The organism is Streptomyces sp. NPDC002446, assembly GCF_053595675.1.
Window position 1 is genome coordinate 1 of record NZ_JBSFYC010000024.1, and the last position, 16,384, is coordinate 16,384.

At 70.8% G+C, this 16,384-nt stretch carries 16 protein-coding genes; 9 read left to right on the forward strand and 7 right to left on the reverse strand.

Going from position 1 to position 16,384, the window contains the following annotated elements:
• A partial coding sequence (acnA, locus tag ACWD6P_RS15995; RefSeq protein WP_451444685.1) for an aconitate hydratase AcnA occupies positions 1–1,523 on the reverse strand: 1,523 nt, incomplete at its 3' end.
• A gap of 315 nt (positions 1,524–1,838) precedes the next feature.
• Between acnA and ACWD6P_RS16000 the strand changes: the two genes are divergently transcribed.
• From ACWD6P_RS16000 to sigJ, 3 genes are all read left to right on the forward strand, one after another.
• The gene (locus ACWD6P_RS16000; protein WP_451444686.1) at positions 1,839–2,390 is read left to right on the forward strand and encodes an SMI1/KNR4 family protein; all 552 of its coding nucleotides are present in this window, start codon (positions 1,839–1,841) and stop codon (positions 2,388–2,390) included.
• 216 nt (positions 2,391–2,606) lie between these two features.
• Positions 2,607–3,746, forward strand: coding sequence for a GDSL-type esterase/lipase family protein (locus ACWD6P_RS16005; protein WP_451444687.1), 1,140 nt, complete (start codon positions 2,607–2,609; stop codon positions 3,744–3,746).
• 163 nt (positions 3,747–3,909) lie between these two features.
• Positions 3,910–4,800, forward strand: coding sequence for an RNA polymerase sigma factor SigJ (gene sigJ / locus ACWD6P_RS16010; RefSeq protein WP_451444688.1), 891 nt, complete (start codon positions 3,910–3,912; stop codon positions 4,798–4,800).
• Between the two features lie 177 nt (positions 4,801–4,977).
• Here the strand turns inward: sigJ and ACWD6P_RS16015 are convergent, their stop codons facing one another.
• From ACWD6P_RS16015 to ACWD6P_RS16025, 3 genes are all read right to left on the reverse strand, one after another.
• On the reverse strand, positions 4,978–5,757 hold the full coding sequence (locus ACWD6P_RS16015) for a hypothetical protein (RefSeq protein WP_451444767.1): 780 nt from the start codon (positions 5,755–5,757) through the stop codon (positions 4,978–4,980).
• A gap of 102 nt (positions 5,758–5,859) precedes the next feature.
• Positions 5,860–6,219 (reverse strand): GntR family transcriptional regulator, encoded by a 360-nt coding sequence (locus tag ACWD6P_RS16020; protein ID WP_451444689.1) that lies wholly within the window; start codon positions 6,217–6,219, stop codon positions 5,860–5,862.
• Between the two features lies 1 nt (position 6,220).
• Positions 6,221–7,216, reverse strand: coding sequence for a DUF1648 domain-containing protein (locus ACWD6P_RS16025; RefSeq protein ID WP_451444690.1), 996 nt, complete (start codon positions 7,214–7,216; stop codon positions 6,221–6,223).
• A gap of 97 nt (positions 7,217–7,313) precedes the next feature.
• On the opposite strand from ACWD6P_RS16025, the gene ACWD6P_RS16030 reads away from it, so the two are divergent.
• The 3 genes from ACWD6P_RS16030 to ACWD6P_RS16040 all read left to right on the forward strand — a co-directional run bounded on the left by ACWD6P_RS16030 (position 7,314) and on the right by ACWD6P_RS16040 (position 9,936).
• The gene (locus ACWD6P_RS16030) at positions 7,314–8,843 is read left to right on the forward strand and encodes a helix-turn-helix domain-containing protein (protein WP_451444691.1); all 1,530 of its coding nucleotides are present in this window, start codon (positions 7,314–7,316) and stop codon (positions 8,841–8,843) included.
• Positions 8,844–9,016: 173 nt separating this feature from the next.
• Positions 9,017–9,418 (forward strand): helix-turn-helix domain-containing protein, encoded by a 402-nt coding sequence (locus tag ACWD6P_RS16035; RefSeq protein WP_451444692.1) that lies wholly within the window; start codon positions 9,017–9,019, stop codon positions 9,416–9,418.
• A gap of 107 nt (positions 9,419–9,525) precedes the next feature.
• A complete protein-coding gene (locus ACWD6P_RS16040) occupies positions 9,526–9,936 on the forward strand; it encodes a VOC family protein (protein WP_451444693.1) in 411 nt (136 codons plus the stop codon).
• A gap of 133 nt (positions 9,937–10,069) precedes the next feature.
• On the opposite strand, the gene ACWD6P_RS16045 is transcribed toward ACWD6P_RS16040, so the two are convergent.
• Complete coding sequence (locus ACWD6P_RS16045) at positions 10,070–10,594, reverse strand: MarR family winged helix-turn-helix transcriptional regulator (protein WP_451444694.1); 525 nt, start codon at positions 10,592–10,594, stop codon at positions 10,070–10,072.
• A gap of 116 nt (positions 10,595–10,710) precedes the next feature.
• Between ACWD6P_RS16045 and ACWD6P_RS16050 the strand changes: the two genes are divergently transcribed.
• Genes ACWD6P_RS16050 through ACWD6P_RS16060 form a run of 3 tightly spaced genes read left to right on the forward strand, consistent with a single transcriptional unit; the run spans position 10,711 to position 13,454 of the window.
• Positions 10,711–11,553 carry an NAD(P)H-binding protein gene (locus ACWD6P_RS16050; protein ID WP_451444695.1) on the forward strand — a complete coding sequence of 281 codons (843 nt, stop codon included), beginning with the start codon at positions 10,711–10,713 and terminating at the stop codon, positions 11,551–11,553.
• Positions 11,554–11,604: 51 nt separating this feature from the next.
• Entirely contained in the window at positions 11,605–13,008 is a 1,404-nt protein-coding gene (locus tag ACWD6P_RS16055; RefSeq protein ID WP_451444696.1) for a DHA2 family efflux MFS transporter permease subunit, read from the forward strand.
• Positions 13,009–13,040: 32 nt separating this feature from the next.
• Positions 13,041–13,454, forward strand: a complete 414-nt coding sequence (locus ACWD6P_RS16060; protein ID WP_451444697.1) for a MarR family winged helix-turn-helix transcriptional regulator — start codon at positions 13,041–13,043, stop codon at positions 13,452–13,454.
• 217 nt (positions 13,455–13,671) lie between these two features.
• Here ACWD6P_RS16060 and ACWD6P_RS16065 read toward each other — a convergent pair whose 3' ends face one another.
• The gene (locus ACWD6P_RS16065; protein WP_451444698.1) at positions 13,672–15,045 is read right to left on the reverse strand and encodes an alkaline phosphatase; all 1,374 of its coding nucleotides are present in this window, start codon (positions 15,043–15,045) and stop codon (positions 13,672–13,674) included.
• Positions 15,046–15,172: 127 nt separating this feature from the next.
• Complete coding sequence (locus ACWD6P_RS16070) at positions 15,173–16,375, reverse strand: hypothetical protein (RefSeq protein WP_451444699.1); 1,203 nt, start codon at positions 16,373–16,375, stop codon at positions 15,173–15,175.
• Between the last annotated feature and the right edge of the window lie 9 nt (positions 16,376–16,384).

A 16,384-nucleotide genomic window follows, 5' to 3' on the forward strand; every position in this document is an offset into this window, starting at 1 on the left:
GTCACCTCCCGCGACGGCCGCCGCATCGAGATCACCGCCCGCTCGCTGTGTCTGCACGGCGGCCCCCGGGGTGCCGGGGCCAGGGTGGTCTTGACCCACGGCTTGCGGGTCAGGCCCTTCTCGACCGCCTTCTTGGCCACCAGCGCGGCGGCGACCATGACGTACGGGTTCGAGGTGTTGGTGCAGGAGGTGATCGCGGCGACGGTGACGGCGCCGTGGTCGATCTCGTACACGGTGCCGTCGGGGGTGGTCACCTGGGTCGGCTTGGTCGGCGCGCCGTTGTGGTCGCGGGCCGGGGCGTCCGAGGCCGGGAAGGACTCCTTGCCCGACTCCTCGTCCGCGTCGCCGACGTAGTTGCGGACGTCCTGCGCGAACTGCTGGGCGGCCTCGGCCAGGACGATGCGGTCCTGCGGCCGCTTGGGACCGGCGATCGACGGGACGACCGTCGACAGGTCCAGCTCCAGCTTCTCGGAGAAGTCGGGCTCGGCGGCCGGGTCGAGCCAGAGGCCCTGCTCCTTGGCGTACGCCTCGACCAGCGCGAGCTGCTGGGCGTCGCGGCCGGTCAGCTTCAGGTACTTGATGGTCTCGTCGTCGATCGGGAAGATCGCGGCGGTGGAGCCGAACTCCGGCGACATGTTGCCGATGGTGGCGCGGTTGGCGAGCGAGGTGGCGGCGACGCCCTCACCGTAGAACTCGACGAACTTGCCGACGACACCGTGCTTGCGCAGCATCTCGGTGATGGTGAGCACGAGGTCGGTGGCCGTCGTGCCGGGCTTCAGCTCACCGGTCAGCTTGAAGCCGACGACGCGCGGGATGAGCATGGAGACCGGCTGGCCGAGCATCGCGGCCTCGGCCTCGATGCCGCCGACGCCCCAGCCGAGGACGCCGAGGCCGTTGACCATGGTGGTGTGCGAGTCGGTGCCGACGAGGGTGTCGGGGTACGCCTGGCCGTTGCGGACCATGACCGTGCGCGCCAGGTGCTCGATGTTCACCTGGTGGACGATGCCGGTGCCCGGCGGGACGACCTTGAACTCGTCGAAGGCGGTCTGGCCCCAGCGCAGGAACTGGTAGCGCTCCTTGTTGCGGCCGTACTCCAGCTCGACGTTCTGCTTGAAGGCGTCGTTGGTGCCGAACTTGTCGGCGATGACGGAGTGGTCGATGACCAGCTCGGCCGGCGCGAGCGGGTTGATCTTCGCCGGGTCGCCGCCGAGCTCCTTGACGGCCTCACGCATGGTGGCGAGGTCCACGACACACGGCACACCGGTGAAGTCCTGCATGATCACGCGGGCCGGCGTGAACTGGATCTCCTGGCTGGGCTGGGCCTGCGAGTCCCAGCCACCGAGCGCCCGGATGTGGTCGGCGGTGATGTTCGCGCCGTCCTCGGTGCGGAGCAGGTTCTCCAGCAGCACCTTCAGGCTGTACGGCAGACGGGCGGAGCCCTCCACCTTGTCCAGCCGGAAGATCTCGTACGACTCGTCGCCCACCTGCAGCGTGCTGCGGGCGTCGAAGCTGTTCGCCGACACGACAGTCTCCTTCATGCATGAATTCGCGCGTACCACCGCACTGTCACCCTATGCGGCTGCCGCCACGTGGTGCCGTCACAGGTTCTTGCCCCATCCGCTAAGGTGAGCCTAAGTTAGGCACGCCTTACTGGCGCGGCAGCGGTACGCCTCTCGGCAGATATCTCGATGTCGAGATAACACTAGTACATCGCCGCGGCCGGGTCATGCCCTGACGGGCCCTGTCCCGTCACACCGGATCCCCCACCCGTGCCACCGCACGTCGATGCACGCGAGTCCGGGTCACCGCAGCGTGAGCGCGCTGGTTACGGTCACCGGATGGAGAGCTGGGACGGGGCAGGCGTACACGCCCGGATACGGGAGATGGCGGCACGGGACCCGGGGCGGGAGCGCTTCGGGGCGGACACCCACCGGTACGAGCTGGCGCCCGCCCTGCCGGAGGAGGAGATCAGGGCGTTCGAGGAAGCCCACGGCATCGATCTGCCGGCGGAGTACCGGTCCTTCGTCGCGCAGGTGGGCAACGGCCCCGCCGGTCCCGGCCACGGGCTGATGCCGCTGACCGTCCCCCGCGCGGAGGCCGGCGAGGGGTGGGCCGTGGACGGCGAGTGGGAGGAGGACCGGCTGCCGGGCCGACTCGCCGGGCCGTTCCCCCTCAGCGACCCCCTGCCCGGCCGGACCCGCGCACTGACCGACGAGTCGACCCGGGGCACGCTCATGCTGGCCGAGGAGGGCTGCGGCAGCTACATCCGGCTGATCCTGAACGGGCCGCGAGCGGGCGAGATCTGGCGGATCGACCCGGACTGGGCCGGCTTCGTCCCGGTGAGCCCCGGTTTCCGCACCTGGTACACCCAGTGGCTGCGGCGCCCGTGAACACCTCTCGCCCGTGAACACCCCTCGCGCCGTCCGGACCGACCGCCGTAGACCGACCGCCGTCACCGAAGGCTGGTGATCATCGGGTGCGTCCCGGCGATGGTCCGGGTGGCGGGGAGCGCCGGTGTGCCAGGGTGGCCGCGGGGAACTCGCGGATGCGTCCATGCATCCGGACCTGAGAGCGTTCGACCCGGGGCGGGAGTGATGACGGTGGCGATGCGGGCGGTTCCACTGGTCGGCGGGCCGGTGGAGTTACGGGGTGCGCTGGACCTGGAGGAGACACCGACGGGGGTGATGCCGCGCCGGTTGCCCGCGTGGACCAAGGAGCAGTATCAGGACCCGTCGGTCTACGGGGTGACGGTGATGCCTTCGGGGGTGCGGCTGGTCTTCCGCACGGACGCGCGTGAGCTGGAGTTCGACGTCCTCACCTCCACGGGACAGCTCGACACCGACCCCCGCCCCCGCCCGACCGGGATGCTGGAGCTGCTGGTGGACGGCGCCCCGGCCGGCCGTCGGCAGGCACCGGTGGGCAACGTGGTGCGGATGGCGGTCCCCGGGACCGTGCAGCGGGTGATCCCGGGCGAGCCGGGGACCGTACGGTTCGCCGGGTTGCCGGCCGGCATGAAGCACGTCGAGCTGTGGCTGCCGCAGCAGACCCCCACGGAGCTGGTGGCGCTGCGGGCCGACGGCGAGGTGCTGGCGCCGCTGCCGGACGGGCGGCGCCGCTGGGTGCACCACGGCAGTTCCATCAGCCACTGCCTCGAGGCCGACGGCCCGACCGGCACCTGGCCGGTGGTGGCGGCCGCGCTCGGCGGCGTGGAGGTGATCAACCTCAGCCAGGCGGGCAACGCGATGCTGGACCCCTATGTCGCCCGCACGATCCGTGACCTGCCCGCCGACCTGATCAGCCTCAAGGCGGGCATCAACATCGTCAGCCTGACCGCCTTCCGGCTGCGGACGTTCGGCCCGGCGGTGCACGGATTCCTGGACACGATCCGCGACGGGCACCCGGACACGCCACTGCTGCTGATGTCCCCGGTGAGCTGTCCAACCCTTGAGGAGACTCCCGGCCCGACCACGACGGGCCCGGACGGGAGGATCACAGCCCTGGGCGACCCGGCCGATGTGGCCGGTGGGGCGCTGTCGTTGACCGTGGTCCGTGCCGAGCTGGCCCGGATCGTGGCGGCCCGGCAGGCCCACGATCCCCACCTCCACTATCTCGACGGACGCGAGCTGCTCGGCCCGGACGAGGCGGACGACCTGTCCGACGGCCTGCACCCCACCGCCGCCGCGTACCGCCGGATGGGCAGGCGCTTCGCCGCCCACGCCTTCGCGGACGACGGCCCCTTCCGCTGAGCGACCGGGACCTGCCACCCGTCGACCGGCCGTCGTCGGCGCCCCTGCCACCCACCTGTCACATCCGATGTCACATCCGATGTCACTTCCGCCCCGCCGCATACGGCATTGTTATGGCCGATCTTGAAACTCTGGCGGGGAATCAACGGGGAGGCAGGGACCGGTGGACGATCACGAGTGGCTGGCGGCGAGGTTCGAGGAGAACCGGAGCCATCTGCGGGCGGTGGGCTACCGGATGCTCGGCTCGCTCAGCGAGGCGGACGACGCCGTCCAGGAGGCCTGGCTGCGGCTGAGCCGTTCCGACGTGAGCGGTGTGGAGAACCTGGGCGGCTGGCTGACGACGGTCGTCGGGCGGGTGTGCCTGGACCAGCTGCGGACGCGCAAGGCACGGCGTGAGGATCCCCTCGATGTGCACGTCCCCGAGCCGGTCGTGGGCCGGCTGGACTCCGCCGACCCGGAGCACGAGGCGATGCTGGCCGACTCGGTCGGGCTCGCGCTGCTGGTCGTCCTGGAGAGCCTCTCCCCCGCCGAGCGGCTCGCCTTCGTCCTGCACGACATGTTCGCGATGCCGTTCGACGAGATCGCACCCATCGTCGACCGCACGCCCGCCGCCACCCGGCAGCTCGCCAGCCGGGCGCGCCGCCGCGTCCAGGGCAGCCCGGCTCCCGACACCGACCTCGACCGCCAGCGCGAAGTCGTCGACGCCTTCCTCGCCGCCTCGCGCGGCGGCGACTTCGACGCGCTGCTCGCCGTCCTCGACCCGGACGTGGTGCTGCGCGCCGACGCGGGTGTGGCGGCCGGCGGCATGTCGAAGCTGGTCCGCGGGGCGCGCTCGGTCGTCGAGCAGGCGCTGACCTTCTCCCGGTTCGCCCCGTACGCACGCCCGGCGCTGGTCAACGGCGCTCCCGGACTCGTCACGGTCGTGAACGGGCAGCCGTTCTCCGTGATGGGCTTCACCATCGCGCACGGGAAGGTCATCGAGATCAACATCCTCGCCGACGCCGCACGGCTGCGGCGACTGGACCTGACCTTCCTCGATGACCGAGATGACTGAGTCGACCGAGCTGACCGAGACGGTGACCAAGTCGATGACCGAGACGGTGACTGAGTCGGTGACCGAGTCGGCGACTGAGACGATGACCTGACGGTGACTGCGACGGTGCCGGTGACCTGACGGTGACTGCGACGACGGTGATCCAGCTCCCGGCGGCCGCTGCCCCGCCGGGCCGGTTCAGCAGCTGGGGACCGAGCCGCCCCTGGCCAGCGCGCGCAGGGCGTGGACCGCGCCCTTGAGGGTGGTGACGGGGATCAACCGCAGCCCGTCCGGGGCGGGTTGCACCGCCGTGCACTCCGTCTTCGGCACGAGGAAGACGCTCGCCCCGTCGCGCCGGGCCGCCTGCGTCTTCAGCGCCGCTCCGCCGACCGCGCCCACCGTCCCGTCGGCGTCGATCGTCCCCGTACCGGCGATGGTGCGGCCGCCGGTGAGGTCCCCGCCGCTGCCGTCACCGTCCAGCTTGTCGACGATGCCCAGCGAGAACATCAGACCGGCGCTGGGCCCGCCCACGTCGTCGAGCGTGAGCCGCACCGTCACCCGGCCCGGGTCCTTCCCCAGCAGCCCGAGCGCGGCCGCGGTGGCGGCCCGCTGCGAGGACCTCATGTCCGCGCGGTTGTGCTTTGCGACCTCCGCATCGGACTTCCCCGAAGGAAAGACGACATCCTTGGGCATGACGGCACGATCCGTACGGAACCACCCGTCGATCACCTCTCCCCAGCGGACGGCGACCTGCGGCCCGGTCGCCCGGATCGCCACCATCCGCAGCTGACCGCTGGTCCTGCGCACCGGGGCGCCGCTGATGGCGACGACCTGGGCACCGTCGTGCACCCCGAGCACATCCGTGGTCTGCCCGGGTCGCGCGACGGAGTACGGCAGCGGCGCGAAGCCAACTGCGGCCAGCAGCGCGGCGATCGGCACAACGCTGAGCACGACGGCGCGGGAGGGGCGACGAGTGATCACACCGTCAATCTAGGTCACGGCACTTGACCGGGTCCGCCCACCCCGGAACGGCCACCCTCCCCCCAGTCCGTACATGCACCCCTCCGCCACCCCTCCGCCTCACTTGCCCGCCAGGCCCACCCGTACCACCGTCACGATCTCCTCGTCGGAGAGCCCCAGATGGCGGGCCTGCGCGATCAGTCGCTGGGCGGCTTCGCCGAGGCGGGCGCGGGCGGGGGTGGCGGTGCCGGTGACCACCGCGCCGCGGCCCCGGCGGAGTTCGATCAGCCCCTCCTCCTTGAGGCGTTGGTAGCCGCGCAGCACGGTGTGGACGTTCACGCCGAGGGAGGCGGCGAGTTCACGGGCGGACGGCAGCCGCTCCCCGGTGCCCACCGTGCCGTCGGCGATGGCGCCGCGGACCGAGGCCGCGATCTGGTCGCCGAGCGGGACGGACGAGCCGGGATCGACCCGGAAGAGCACCTCAGCCTCCTTGCCGCGAGCGCGCGCGGTCCGCGTACGTATTGAGCAGCGCGGCGGCGGTCGCCGCGTCATCCACCGTGACGACGAACTCGCGGCCGCTGGTCAGCCGGATCACGAGGCCCTCACCCGAACGCAGCACCAGTCCGCTGCCGTGTGCCCGGATGCGGTAGCCCCAGCCTCCGAATTCGCCGAAGCAGTCGACCGGACGGCTGGTGACCTCCGCCACACGCGCGGGGTCTATGCGCCGGAAGCGTACTCGCAGGGCCGCCGCCAGGACCGGCGAGAGGGTCAGACCGCGGCGGTCGACGGTCACCCGGACCGAGGTGACGGCGAGGGCCAGGACTCCGCAGATGCCGAGGATCGCGCCGCTGAGCCAGTTGGCGACGAGGGCGATGACGAGCCCGGCGCCGAGCATCAGCGCGCCCATCAGGACCAGCGGCGGTGAGCTGATGGTGCGTGACCAGCCGGCCGTCGTGCCCGCCGGGAGGTCGAGTCGGGGCGCGTCGTCCGCCGGACGGCCGGCCGGGCGCGGCGCGGACCCGGCGAGCAGACCGCCCAGTGCGCCGGCGAGCAGGGCGACGGCGAGGGTCACCGCCGCCTGCCACAGCGGCAGCCGTACCGCCGAGGCGTCGGCGGCGCCGGCGTTGCCGAGCAGGTTGACGCAGAGGGGGTAGCCGATCCCGGCAGCGGTGGCGTAGCCGGTGGCGATCAGCCACGGTGCACTCGTGGCGCGCGTCCGCACCCCGCTGAGCAGGCCGAAGACGGCGGCCAGGAGCAGGAGCACGGCGAGACAGACCGTCAGGAAGCCGTGGGTGGAGGAGAAGCCGTCGGCCCGGCCGTCGGCGTCGAAATGGGTGGCGAGCGGGTCGGGCAGCCGGTCGGCGACGGAGGCGTAGACGGCGGCGGCCGCCGTGGCCGCGGCGAGGAAGGGAAAGGCGGCAACCAGCGGCCGCAGGGGGCCGCATGGGAGTAAGGCAGAACGCGGAGCACTCTTCATATGCGTGATGACCACCTCTCAGTTGTTCGCATATTAGTAGAACAACTCAGACGCGGGCAATTGCACATCCATCTCATATCTGAGATACGGTCGCCCCATGGCAGACGACTACCTCGTACGCATCGGCAAGCTGATCCGCGACGCCCGACAGCACCGTGGCTGGACGCAGACGCAACTCGCGGAGGCGCTCGGCACCAGCCAGAGTGCGGTCAACCGCATCGAGCGTGGGAATCAGAACATCAGCCTTGAGATGATCGCCCGCATCGGCGAGGCGCTCGACAGTGAAATCGTGTCGCTCGGTTACGCCGGGCCGATGCATCTGCGAGTGGTCGGCGGCCGCCGGCTGTCCGGCAGCATCGACGTGAAGACGAGCAAGAACGCCTGTGTCGCGCTGCTGTGCGCCACGCTGCTCAACGCGGGACGCACAACTCTGCGCCGGGTGGCCCGCATTGAGGAGGTCTACCGCATCCTGGAGGTGCTGGGCAGCATCGGTGTGCGCACCCGGTGGATCAACGACGGCAACGACCTGGAGATCATCCCACCCGCGGAGCTCGACCTCGCGGCGATGGACACCGAGGCGGCCCGCCGCACCCGCAGCGTCATCATGTTCCTCGGCCCGCTGCTGCACCGTATGGACCACTTCAAGCTGCCGTACGCGGGCGGTTGCGACCTCGGCACCCGGACCGTGACCCCGCACATGACGGCGCTGCGCCACTTCGGCCTGGAGATCACCGCGACCGACGGCACCTACATCGGCGAGGTCGACCGCAGCGTCGCCCCCAAGCGCGCGATCGTACTGACCGAACGCGGCGACACCGTCACCGAGAACGCGCTGCTGGCCGCCGCCCGGCACGACGGCGTCACGGTGATCCGGAACGCCTCCTCCAACTACATGGTCCAGGACCTCTGCTTCTTCCTGGAGGAGTTGGGGGTCAGGGTCGACGGCATCGGGACGACGACCCTCACCGTCCACGGCACGCCACACATCGAACGCGATGTGGACTTCGCGCCCTCCGAAGACCCGGTCGAGGCGATGAGCCTGCTGGCGGCGGCGGTTGTCACCGAGTCGGAGCTGACGATCCGCCGGGTCCCGGTGGAATTCCTGGAGATCGAGCTGGCGGTCCTGGAGGAGATGGGCCTGGACCATGAGCGCAGCACGGAGTACGCCGCCGACAACGGCCGCACCCGCCTCATCGATCTCACCGTCCGCCCCTCCAAGCTCCAGGCCCCCCTGGACAAGATCCACCCGATGCCCTTCCCAGGCCTCAACATCGACAACGTCCCCTTCTTCGCCGCCATCGCCGCCAGCGCCCAGGGCCAGACCCTCATCCACGACTGGGTCTACGACAACCGCGCGATCTACCTGACGGACCTCAACCGCCTCGGCGCCCAGGTCAAACTGCTCGACCCGCACCGAGTCCTGGTCGACGGCACAACACGCTGGCGCTCCGCAGAAATGATGTGCCCCCCGGCCCTGCGCCCGGCCGTCGTCGTCCTCCTCGCCATGATGGCCGCCGAGGGCACCTCCGTACTCCGCAACGTCTATGTCATCAACCGCGGTTACGAGGACCTGGCGGAGCGACTCAACTCGATCGGCGCGCAGATCGAGATCTTCCGGGATATTTGAGGACCAGGTGCCGCCCGCGCCCTTCCTGACCTGGCCGAATGAGGGTCCGGAGGGGGCGCAGGCGGCACCTGTAGCGCTTCTCTGGGGCCTTGTGCCTGTGGCAGGAGGCCCTGAAGTTCAGAGAGAGCCGACAGGCACAGCACACACCGGACGCGCCGTGGTGTGATGGCGTCGTGAGCCGTGCCGTCGAAGAGAACAACCGCCGCATGCTGCGGGCGCGGGATGCGATGGACCGTGCCTACGCGCGGCCGTTGGACGTCCCGGCCCTGGCGCGGATCGCGCATGTGTCGGAGGCGCACTTCACCCGCACGTTCCGGGCCGTGTTCGGCGAGACGCCGCACCGTTACCTGCAGCGCCGCCGCGTGGAGCGGGCGATGTTCCTGCTGCGGGAGACCGATCGCAGTGTGACGGACATCTGCTTCGACGTCGGCTTCGGCAGCCCGGGGACCTTCAGCCGCACGTTCCGCGACATCGTGGGCCGCTCGCCGCGGACCTACCGCAAGGAGGCCGAACAGGCGGCGGCCGCGGGCGTACCGACGTGTTTCACGATGGCGTGGACGCGGCCGAACTCCTGACCGTCCGTACTGCCGGTACCGACCGCCGGTACCTACCGCCGCTGCCGCCCGTCGACTGAGCAGTTTTGGATAAGTTTTCGTCCGGCGTGGCCAGTAGCGTGAGGCACATGTTCAACGCCATCACGCACTCGCAGATATACGTCCTCGACCAGGACGAGGCCCTCGACTTCTGCGTCGGCAAGCTCGGCCTGGAGGTCAACACCGACATCGAACTCGGCTTTATGCGCTGGCTGACCGTCCACGTCCCAGGCCACCCGGAGCGCGAGATCCTGCTGGAGAAGCCCGGTGCGCCCGCGATGTCCGAGGAGACGGCGCAGCAGGTCCGCGAGCTGGTGACCAAGGGTGCGATGGGTGGCTGGCTCATCTTCACGACGGACGACTGCCGCAAGACGTACGAGACGCTGCTGGCCCGTGGCGTGGAGTTCACCGAGGAACCCACCGACCGCCCGTACGGAACCGACTGCGGCCTGCGCGACCCCTTCGGCAACCGCCTCCGCTTCACCCAGCCGAAGGCGTGAGGGCAGTCCCGGTCCGGCAGGTTACGGGCGGCCCCGGGATGAGGACCGTGAGGACCCCCTTCGCCGGGTTTGCTCTGGGCAGGTCCCGGCTCCCCCAGCGAATGCCCCGGAGCAGGAGAGGCGCCGGGGCCGGTCAGCGCGGAGCGTTCTTGCCCGGGGGGCGGTGACTGAGGGCGTCCTGGGAGTCGACGTACTTGAGCATGAGGCGGGCGAAGTCCAGGCGTTCCCGCTCGGGCCAGTCGGCGGTGATCTGCTCGAAGGCCGAGCGCTGGTGGCGGGCGAAGCGGGCCATCAGCTCGCGGCCCTCGGGGCTGAGGTGGAGGACGGTGCGGCGGCCGTCCTGCTGGGAGGCCGCGCGGATCAGATAGCCGGCCGAGATGCAGTCGGAGACCATGCGGCTGGCCACCGACGGATCCACGCCCAGGTGCTGGGCGACGGCGCCGACCGTGATCTCGCCGGTACCGGACCGCCCGTCCGACTCGCCCTCCGCGGCGTCCTGTTCGGCCTCCAGGACGATTCTGAGCACCAGCGTACGGCTGAGGTCCTTCTGGGAAATCGGGTCCTCGACCTCCAGGAGTGAGGAGCGCCGCAGCCTCCCGAAGGCCGGCCCCACGGCGTCCAGCAGCTCATCCGCGGTCTTCGACTCGCGCTTCGTCATGCCCTCCATCGTACAGACATGAGTGCCCTCATGAAGGCATGTGTTGACTTGCAAATGTGTGCGTGTCAGCATGCATATGTCTTTACGCATTGATACGCATGGAACGGAGCCTCTCCATGGCCCTTCTCGTCACCGGCGCCCGCGGCAAGGTCGGCCAGGCGGTCATCAGCCGCCTGCACTCCGCCGGTCTCACCGTCCGCGCCGCCAGCGCCCAACCCGCCGAACTGACCGTCCCGGACGGCGTCGAGGTCGCCGAGCTCGCCCTCGACCGGCCCGAGACCTTCGACTCCGCGCTCCGCGGCGTACGCCAGGTCTTCCTCTATCCCGAGCCGGCCGGCATCCACGAGCTGGTCAAGGCCGCCGAGGCGGCCGGCGTCGAGCACGTCGTCCTGCTCTCGTCCTCCTCGGTCCTCGGCCCGGACGCCGAGAGCGACCCGCTCGCCGGCCACAGCCTGCAGGTCGAGCGCGCCCTCGCCGACTCCGACCTCACCTGCACGTTCCTGCGGCCGGACGCCTTCGCCAGCAACTCCCTCGGCTGGGCCTACTTCATCGGCCGGTCGATGCCGATCCCGCTCGCCTATCCGGACGCGCACATCGCGCCCATCCACCCCGAGGACATCGCCGACATCGCCGTCGAAGCGCTGACCGGCACCTCCCTCACCGGCCGCTCGGTCACCCTGACCGGCCCCGACTCGCTCACCTTCCGCGAGCAGATCGCCGTACTGGCGGAAACCCTCGGCCGCCGGATCCCCGTCGAGCACATCACCCGCGCCGAGGCCGAGCAGCAGATGGGCCGCCATATGCCCGCGCCGATGGTCACCTCGCTGCTCGACCTGTGGGAGGCCGCCAACCACGGTCCGGCGGCCATCGCCGACACCACCCAGACCCTGCTCGGCCGCCCCGCCCGCACCTTCCGGCAGTGGGCCCGCGAGAACGCCGCCGCCTTCACCGGGCACTGATCCGGACGGGCCCACACCACACGGGCCCGTCCCCTCCACCCAAGGGATTCCATGTCCACGGCCCTGAGCCAGGCTCCCGCCACCCCGCAGACCAGGACCGACCGCCGACGATGGGCCGTCCTCGCCGTCGTCCTCTTCGCCGCGGTCCTCGACCTCCTCGACGCCACGATCACCAACGTCGCCGCCCCGACCATCGCCACCGACCTGCACGGCGGGGACGCCCTCGTCCAGTGGCTGGGCGCCGGTTACGCCCTGGCCATGGGCGTCCTGCTGGTGGTCGGCGGCAGGCTCGGCGACAAGTTCGGCCGCCGCCGCCTGTTCCTGATCGGCCTCACCGGCTTCACCCTCGCCTCCGTCGCCTGCGGCCTGGCCGCAGGGCCCGCCTCCGTCATCGGGTTCCGCCTGCTCCAAGGAGCCTTCGGCGCCCTCGTGATCCCGCAGGGGTTCGGCATCCTCGGCGCGGTCTTCCCCCCGCACGAGCTCGGCAAGGCGTTCGGTATCTTCGCCCCCTGCCTCGGCCTGTCCGCGATCAGCGGCCCGGTCCTCGCCGGGGTGCTCATCGACAGCTTCGGCTGGCGCTCCATGTTCCTGATCAACATCGCACTCGGCGGCCTCGCGATCGCCCTGGCCGCCCGGCTGCTGCCCCGCGACGCAGGCGACCGGACGGTCACCGTCGACGTCCCGGGCTCTGCACTGCTCGCCGCCACGATGCTCGGCCTGCTCTACGGCCTGATCGACGGCTCCAGCCACGGCTGGACGCTCGTTCCGGTCCTCTCCCTCACCGCCGGCGCCCTGCTCTTCGCACTGTTCTGCCTGCGTCAGCGAACCGCCGCCAGCCCGCTCATCGAACCCTCGCTGCTGAGGAACCGCGGCTTCACCTCCGGCCTGGTCCTCGGCCTCGTCTTCAACGCGGCGGTCGCCGGACTGCTCCTCGTTCTCTCCCTCTTCCTCCAGGACGGGCTGCACCGCACCCCGACCCAGACCTCGCTCGGCCTCGCCCCGGTCGCCGCCGGCATCATCCTCGCCTCGATCGCGGCGCACCGTCTGATGGCCCGCCTCGGCCGCACGCTCATCCTCATCGGCCTGCTGCTCACGCTGACCGGCACGCTGGCGCTGCTGGTCCTGCTCCACGCCACCAGCCCGACGGCGTGGACGCTCGTCGCCCCGGTCTTCGTCACCGGCCTCGGTCTCGGCAGCTGCTTCGGCACCGTCTACGAGGTCACCCTCGGCGACGTCGGCCCGAAGGAGTCGGGCAGCGCCAGCGGTTCACTCTCCGCCGTCGCACAACTCGCCAACAGCATCGGCGCCGCGGCCATCACCACCGTCTACTTCCACACCCCCGGCGCCCCCGCGACCGCGGCCGTCCACAGCCTCGCCGTGGTCGCCGTCGCCACCCTCGCCTGCTGCGCCCTCGTGCGGCTGCTGCCTCGCCGGGCCCGGCCCCGCCGTCACTGACCCGCCGTCACTGACCCGCCCAGGAGCACGACATGAAGCCCATCGGCTACTGGCTCAACCGCACCGACCACGCCCTCACCTGCTCGATGAACGCCGTACTGGCCGAGTCCGGCCTCACCCGGACCGCATGGCAGGTCCTCAACGTCGTCAAGGACGATCCGCAGGCCACCGACACCGAAGTGCTGACCGTCCTGGCCGCGGGCGCCGACGCCGCCGCCCTGGCCGCCGCCGTCGAGACAGCCGTCACCGACGGATGGGCCGCCCGCCCGGAGCCGGGCCGCCTCACCCTGACCGAAGACGGCCGCACCCGCCTCGCCGACGTCGCCAAGCGGGTGCACGCCTTCCGTGAGCTGTCGACGGCCGGCATCACCCGTGACGAGTACCGGATCGCCGTCACCGTCCTGGAGCGGATGACCCGCAACCTGGAGGGCGCGGCAGAACAATGAGCCCGCCAAAGGCGCGGGCCTCGCGACCGGCACCGCCCACGGCCTGGCTGACGACCCCGGCACCCCGCTGCCCTGAGTGAGCGTCAGGCTCAGGACGCCAGGGGGCATTGATCCGGTCGGCTGCGCGCTCGTGGCGCGGTTCACCGCGGACGCGCGGAGGGAGGGCCGGGTGTGTCCCCGGCCCTCCCTCTCCCCTCTCAGCGGCCTGCCACGGGAATCAGCGGCGCTGCATCGCCTTGCGGAGGGTGGTGAAGAGGTCGGTCTGGTTGGTGACGCCCAGGACGCGGTAGGCCTGGGGGCCCTGGGCGGCGATCCGTACCTGGGTGCCGGTGTGCTCCTGGGCCTGGCCCGGCGTGTTGGTCGAGTAGTTGACCTTCAGCCGGCCGCCCTCGTCGGTGACGAGGGTGGAGGACAGGCCGGGCGGGTTGGCCTCCAGCGGCACCATCTGGCTGGAGTGGCCGTGGTCGGCGGTGGTGACCACGAGCGTGTCGGGGTGCTTGGCGGCGTAGTCGCGGGCCACCTTCACCGCGCGGTCGAACGCGGCGGTCTCACCGATCTGGCCGCAGGGGTCGGCGGCGTGGTCCTGCTTGTCGATCGAGGCGCCCTCGATCTGGAGGAAGAAGCCCTGCTCCCGGCCGTGGCCCCGCTTCGACTTCTGCTTGTCCTCCAGCAGTTGGATCGCCTTGGCGGCCTGCTCGTCCAGGGCCGGGGTGCCGGCGGGGCGCTGCGGGTTGCTGGTGGTGCAGCGCTGCGGGTCGGTGCCTCCGACGGCGGCGGGCTTGCCGGTCCACTCGACGGGGACGGTGCCCGGCGCGAAGAGCCCGAGGACCGGCTTGCCGCCGTCGAATTCCTTCAGGCCCTGCTTGTCGGTGACGATCTGGTAGCCGAGCCTGCGCGCCTGCTCCGCCACCGTCATGCCCTTGTACGGGCCTTCGGTGATCTTCTGGTCGAAGCGCTGCTTTCCGCCGCCCAGCAGCACGTCCACCTTGTGGTTGACGCTCTGCTCGGCGATCGAGCCCAGGCCGCCCTTGGCGAGCGTGTCGACCGCGCACTTGGCCATGTCGGCCGGGCCCTGGCAGCTGCGGTCGCTGACGTGGGAGGCGAGCACGGCCGGTGTGGCGTCGGTCAGTTCGGCGGTGGTGACCGACCCGGTGGCGTAACCGTTCTTCTGCGCCACCTCCAGGATCGTCGGCAGCGGCTTGTCGGTGTCCGGCGTCTTGGAGATGCGGCCGTTCACCGTCTTGTGTCCGGTGGCCCAACCGCTGCCGCTGGCCGCGGAGTCGGTGACGTAGTCCGGCTTGCCGTTCTTGTCGACCGCGTAGGTCGTGTACGCGCCGGTCAGCGGGAACTTGTCCATGTTGAGCCGGCCCGCCGCGCCCACGGTGTAGTTCCGCGCCAGAGTGATCTCCGAGTCGCCCATCCCGTCGCCGATCAGCAGGATGACGTTCTTCGCCGTACCGCCCTCGATCGCACGCGCCGCCTGGTCCTTGGGGCCGAACGCGGCCGCCCCCGCGGGGACGGCCACACCGGTGGCGAGCAGCACGGCGGCGCCGGATATGACGCGGCGGCGGGACAGGCGCAGTCTTCGCATGAAATCTCCTCGTGTACGACCGGCTGGCGCCGGCCATGCGCAGCTCACCAGGAGCGGGTGAACACCGCATGGCCTGCCGGTGGCGCGTGGCCCACGGGAGGGTGCCGCGAGGAGCCCGTACGGGCCGTCAGCCGCGCGGGGTGAACTTCTGCCCGACGCCGAGCCCCCGCAGACCGGCGAGGACCTTCGGGTCCTGGGCGTCGAGCCAGTCGCACAGCTGACGGAAGGAGACCATCCGGACGTCCTTGTGCTTCTCGTCGGCGATGTGCTTGATCGCCTCCTCGACGGCGTCCATGTAGATGCCGCCGTTCCACTGCTCGAAGTGGTTGCCGACGAAGAAGGGGGCCCGGTTCGTCTCGTACGCCCGCTGGAAGCCGGCTATGTAGGCGTCGGTGGCCTGCTTGCGCCAGCCCGGGTAGTTGGCCGGCGGGCCCTTGGTGGAGTTCTTCGACTGGTTGGCCAGGATGTTGTAGTCCATCGAGAGGACCGGGAAGCTGTGGCCGGGGAACGGTATTCCCTGGAGCGGGAAGTCCCAGATGCCCTGCTTCTTGGCGGGCCAGACCTGGAGGCCGCCGGGCGAGCTGGCGTCGTAGCGCCAGCCGCGCTTCTTCGCGGTCGGCAGCAGGTTGTCCTGGCCCAGCAGGCACGGCGTACGGGCGCCGACCAGCTCCTTGCTGTAGTCGAAGGGCAGCGGTTCGAGGTCGGTGAAGCCGGTGTTCGTGCGCCACTTGGTGACGAAGTCCATGGCCTGCTGGATCTCGGAGTCCCACTGGGCAGGGGTCCAGTGCTTCACCGAGCCGCGGCCCTCGCCGCAGAAGTGGCCGTTGAAGTGGGTGCCTATCTCGTGGCCCTCCAGCCACGCCGCGCGCAGGTTCTGCAGCGTCACCTTGATGTGCTCATCGGTGAGGAGCTCGATGTCGGCTGCACCGACGGGGTTGTTCGGCGGCCGGTACATCCGCCTCTTCGACTCGGGCAGCAGATACAGCCCGGAGAGGAAGAAGGTCATCGAGGCGTTGTGGTCCTTGGCGAGCTTGCGGAACCGCGGGAAGAGGCCGTTGCCCACCTCGCCCGCACCGTCCCAGGAGAAGACCACGAACTGCGGCGGCTTCTGACCGGGCTCCAGCCGCTCCGGCTTGGGCGGCTGGTTCGGCTGCTTGCCGGTGTACTCGGTGGAGCCGTCGCCTATCGGCCTGCCCTTCGCCTTCTGTCCGGGCTTGGCTCCGACCTTGTCGGAGGCCGACGACCCGGAGGAGGAGCAGCCGGCGACGGAGAGCGCGGCCGCCGCTCCCATCCCGAGCCCGAGCATCCCTCGTCGACTGAATTCGCGCATAACGGTACC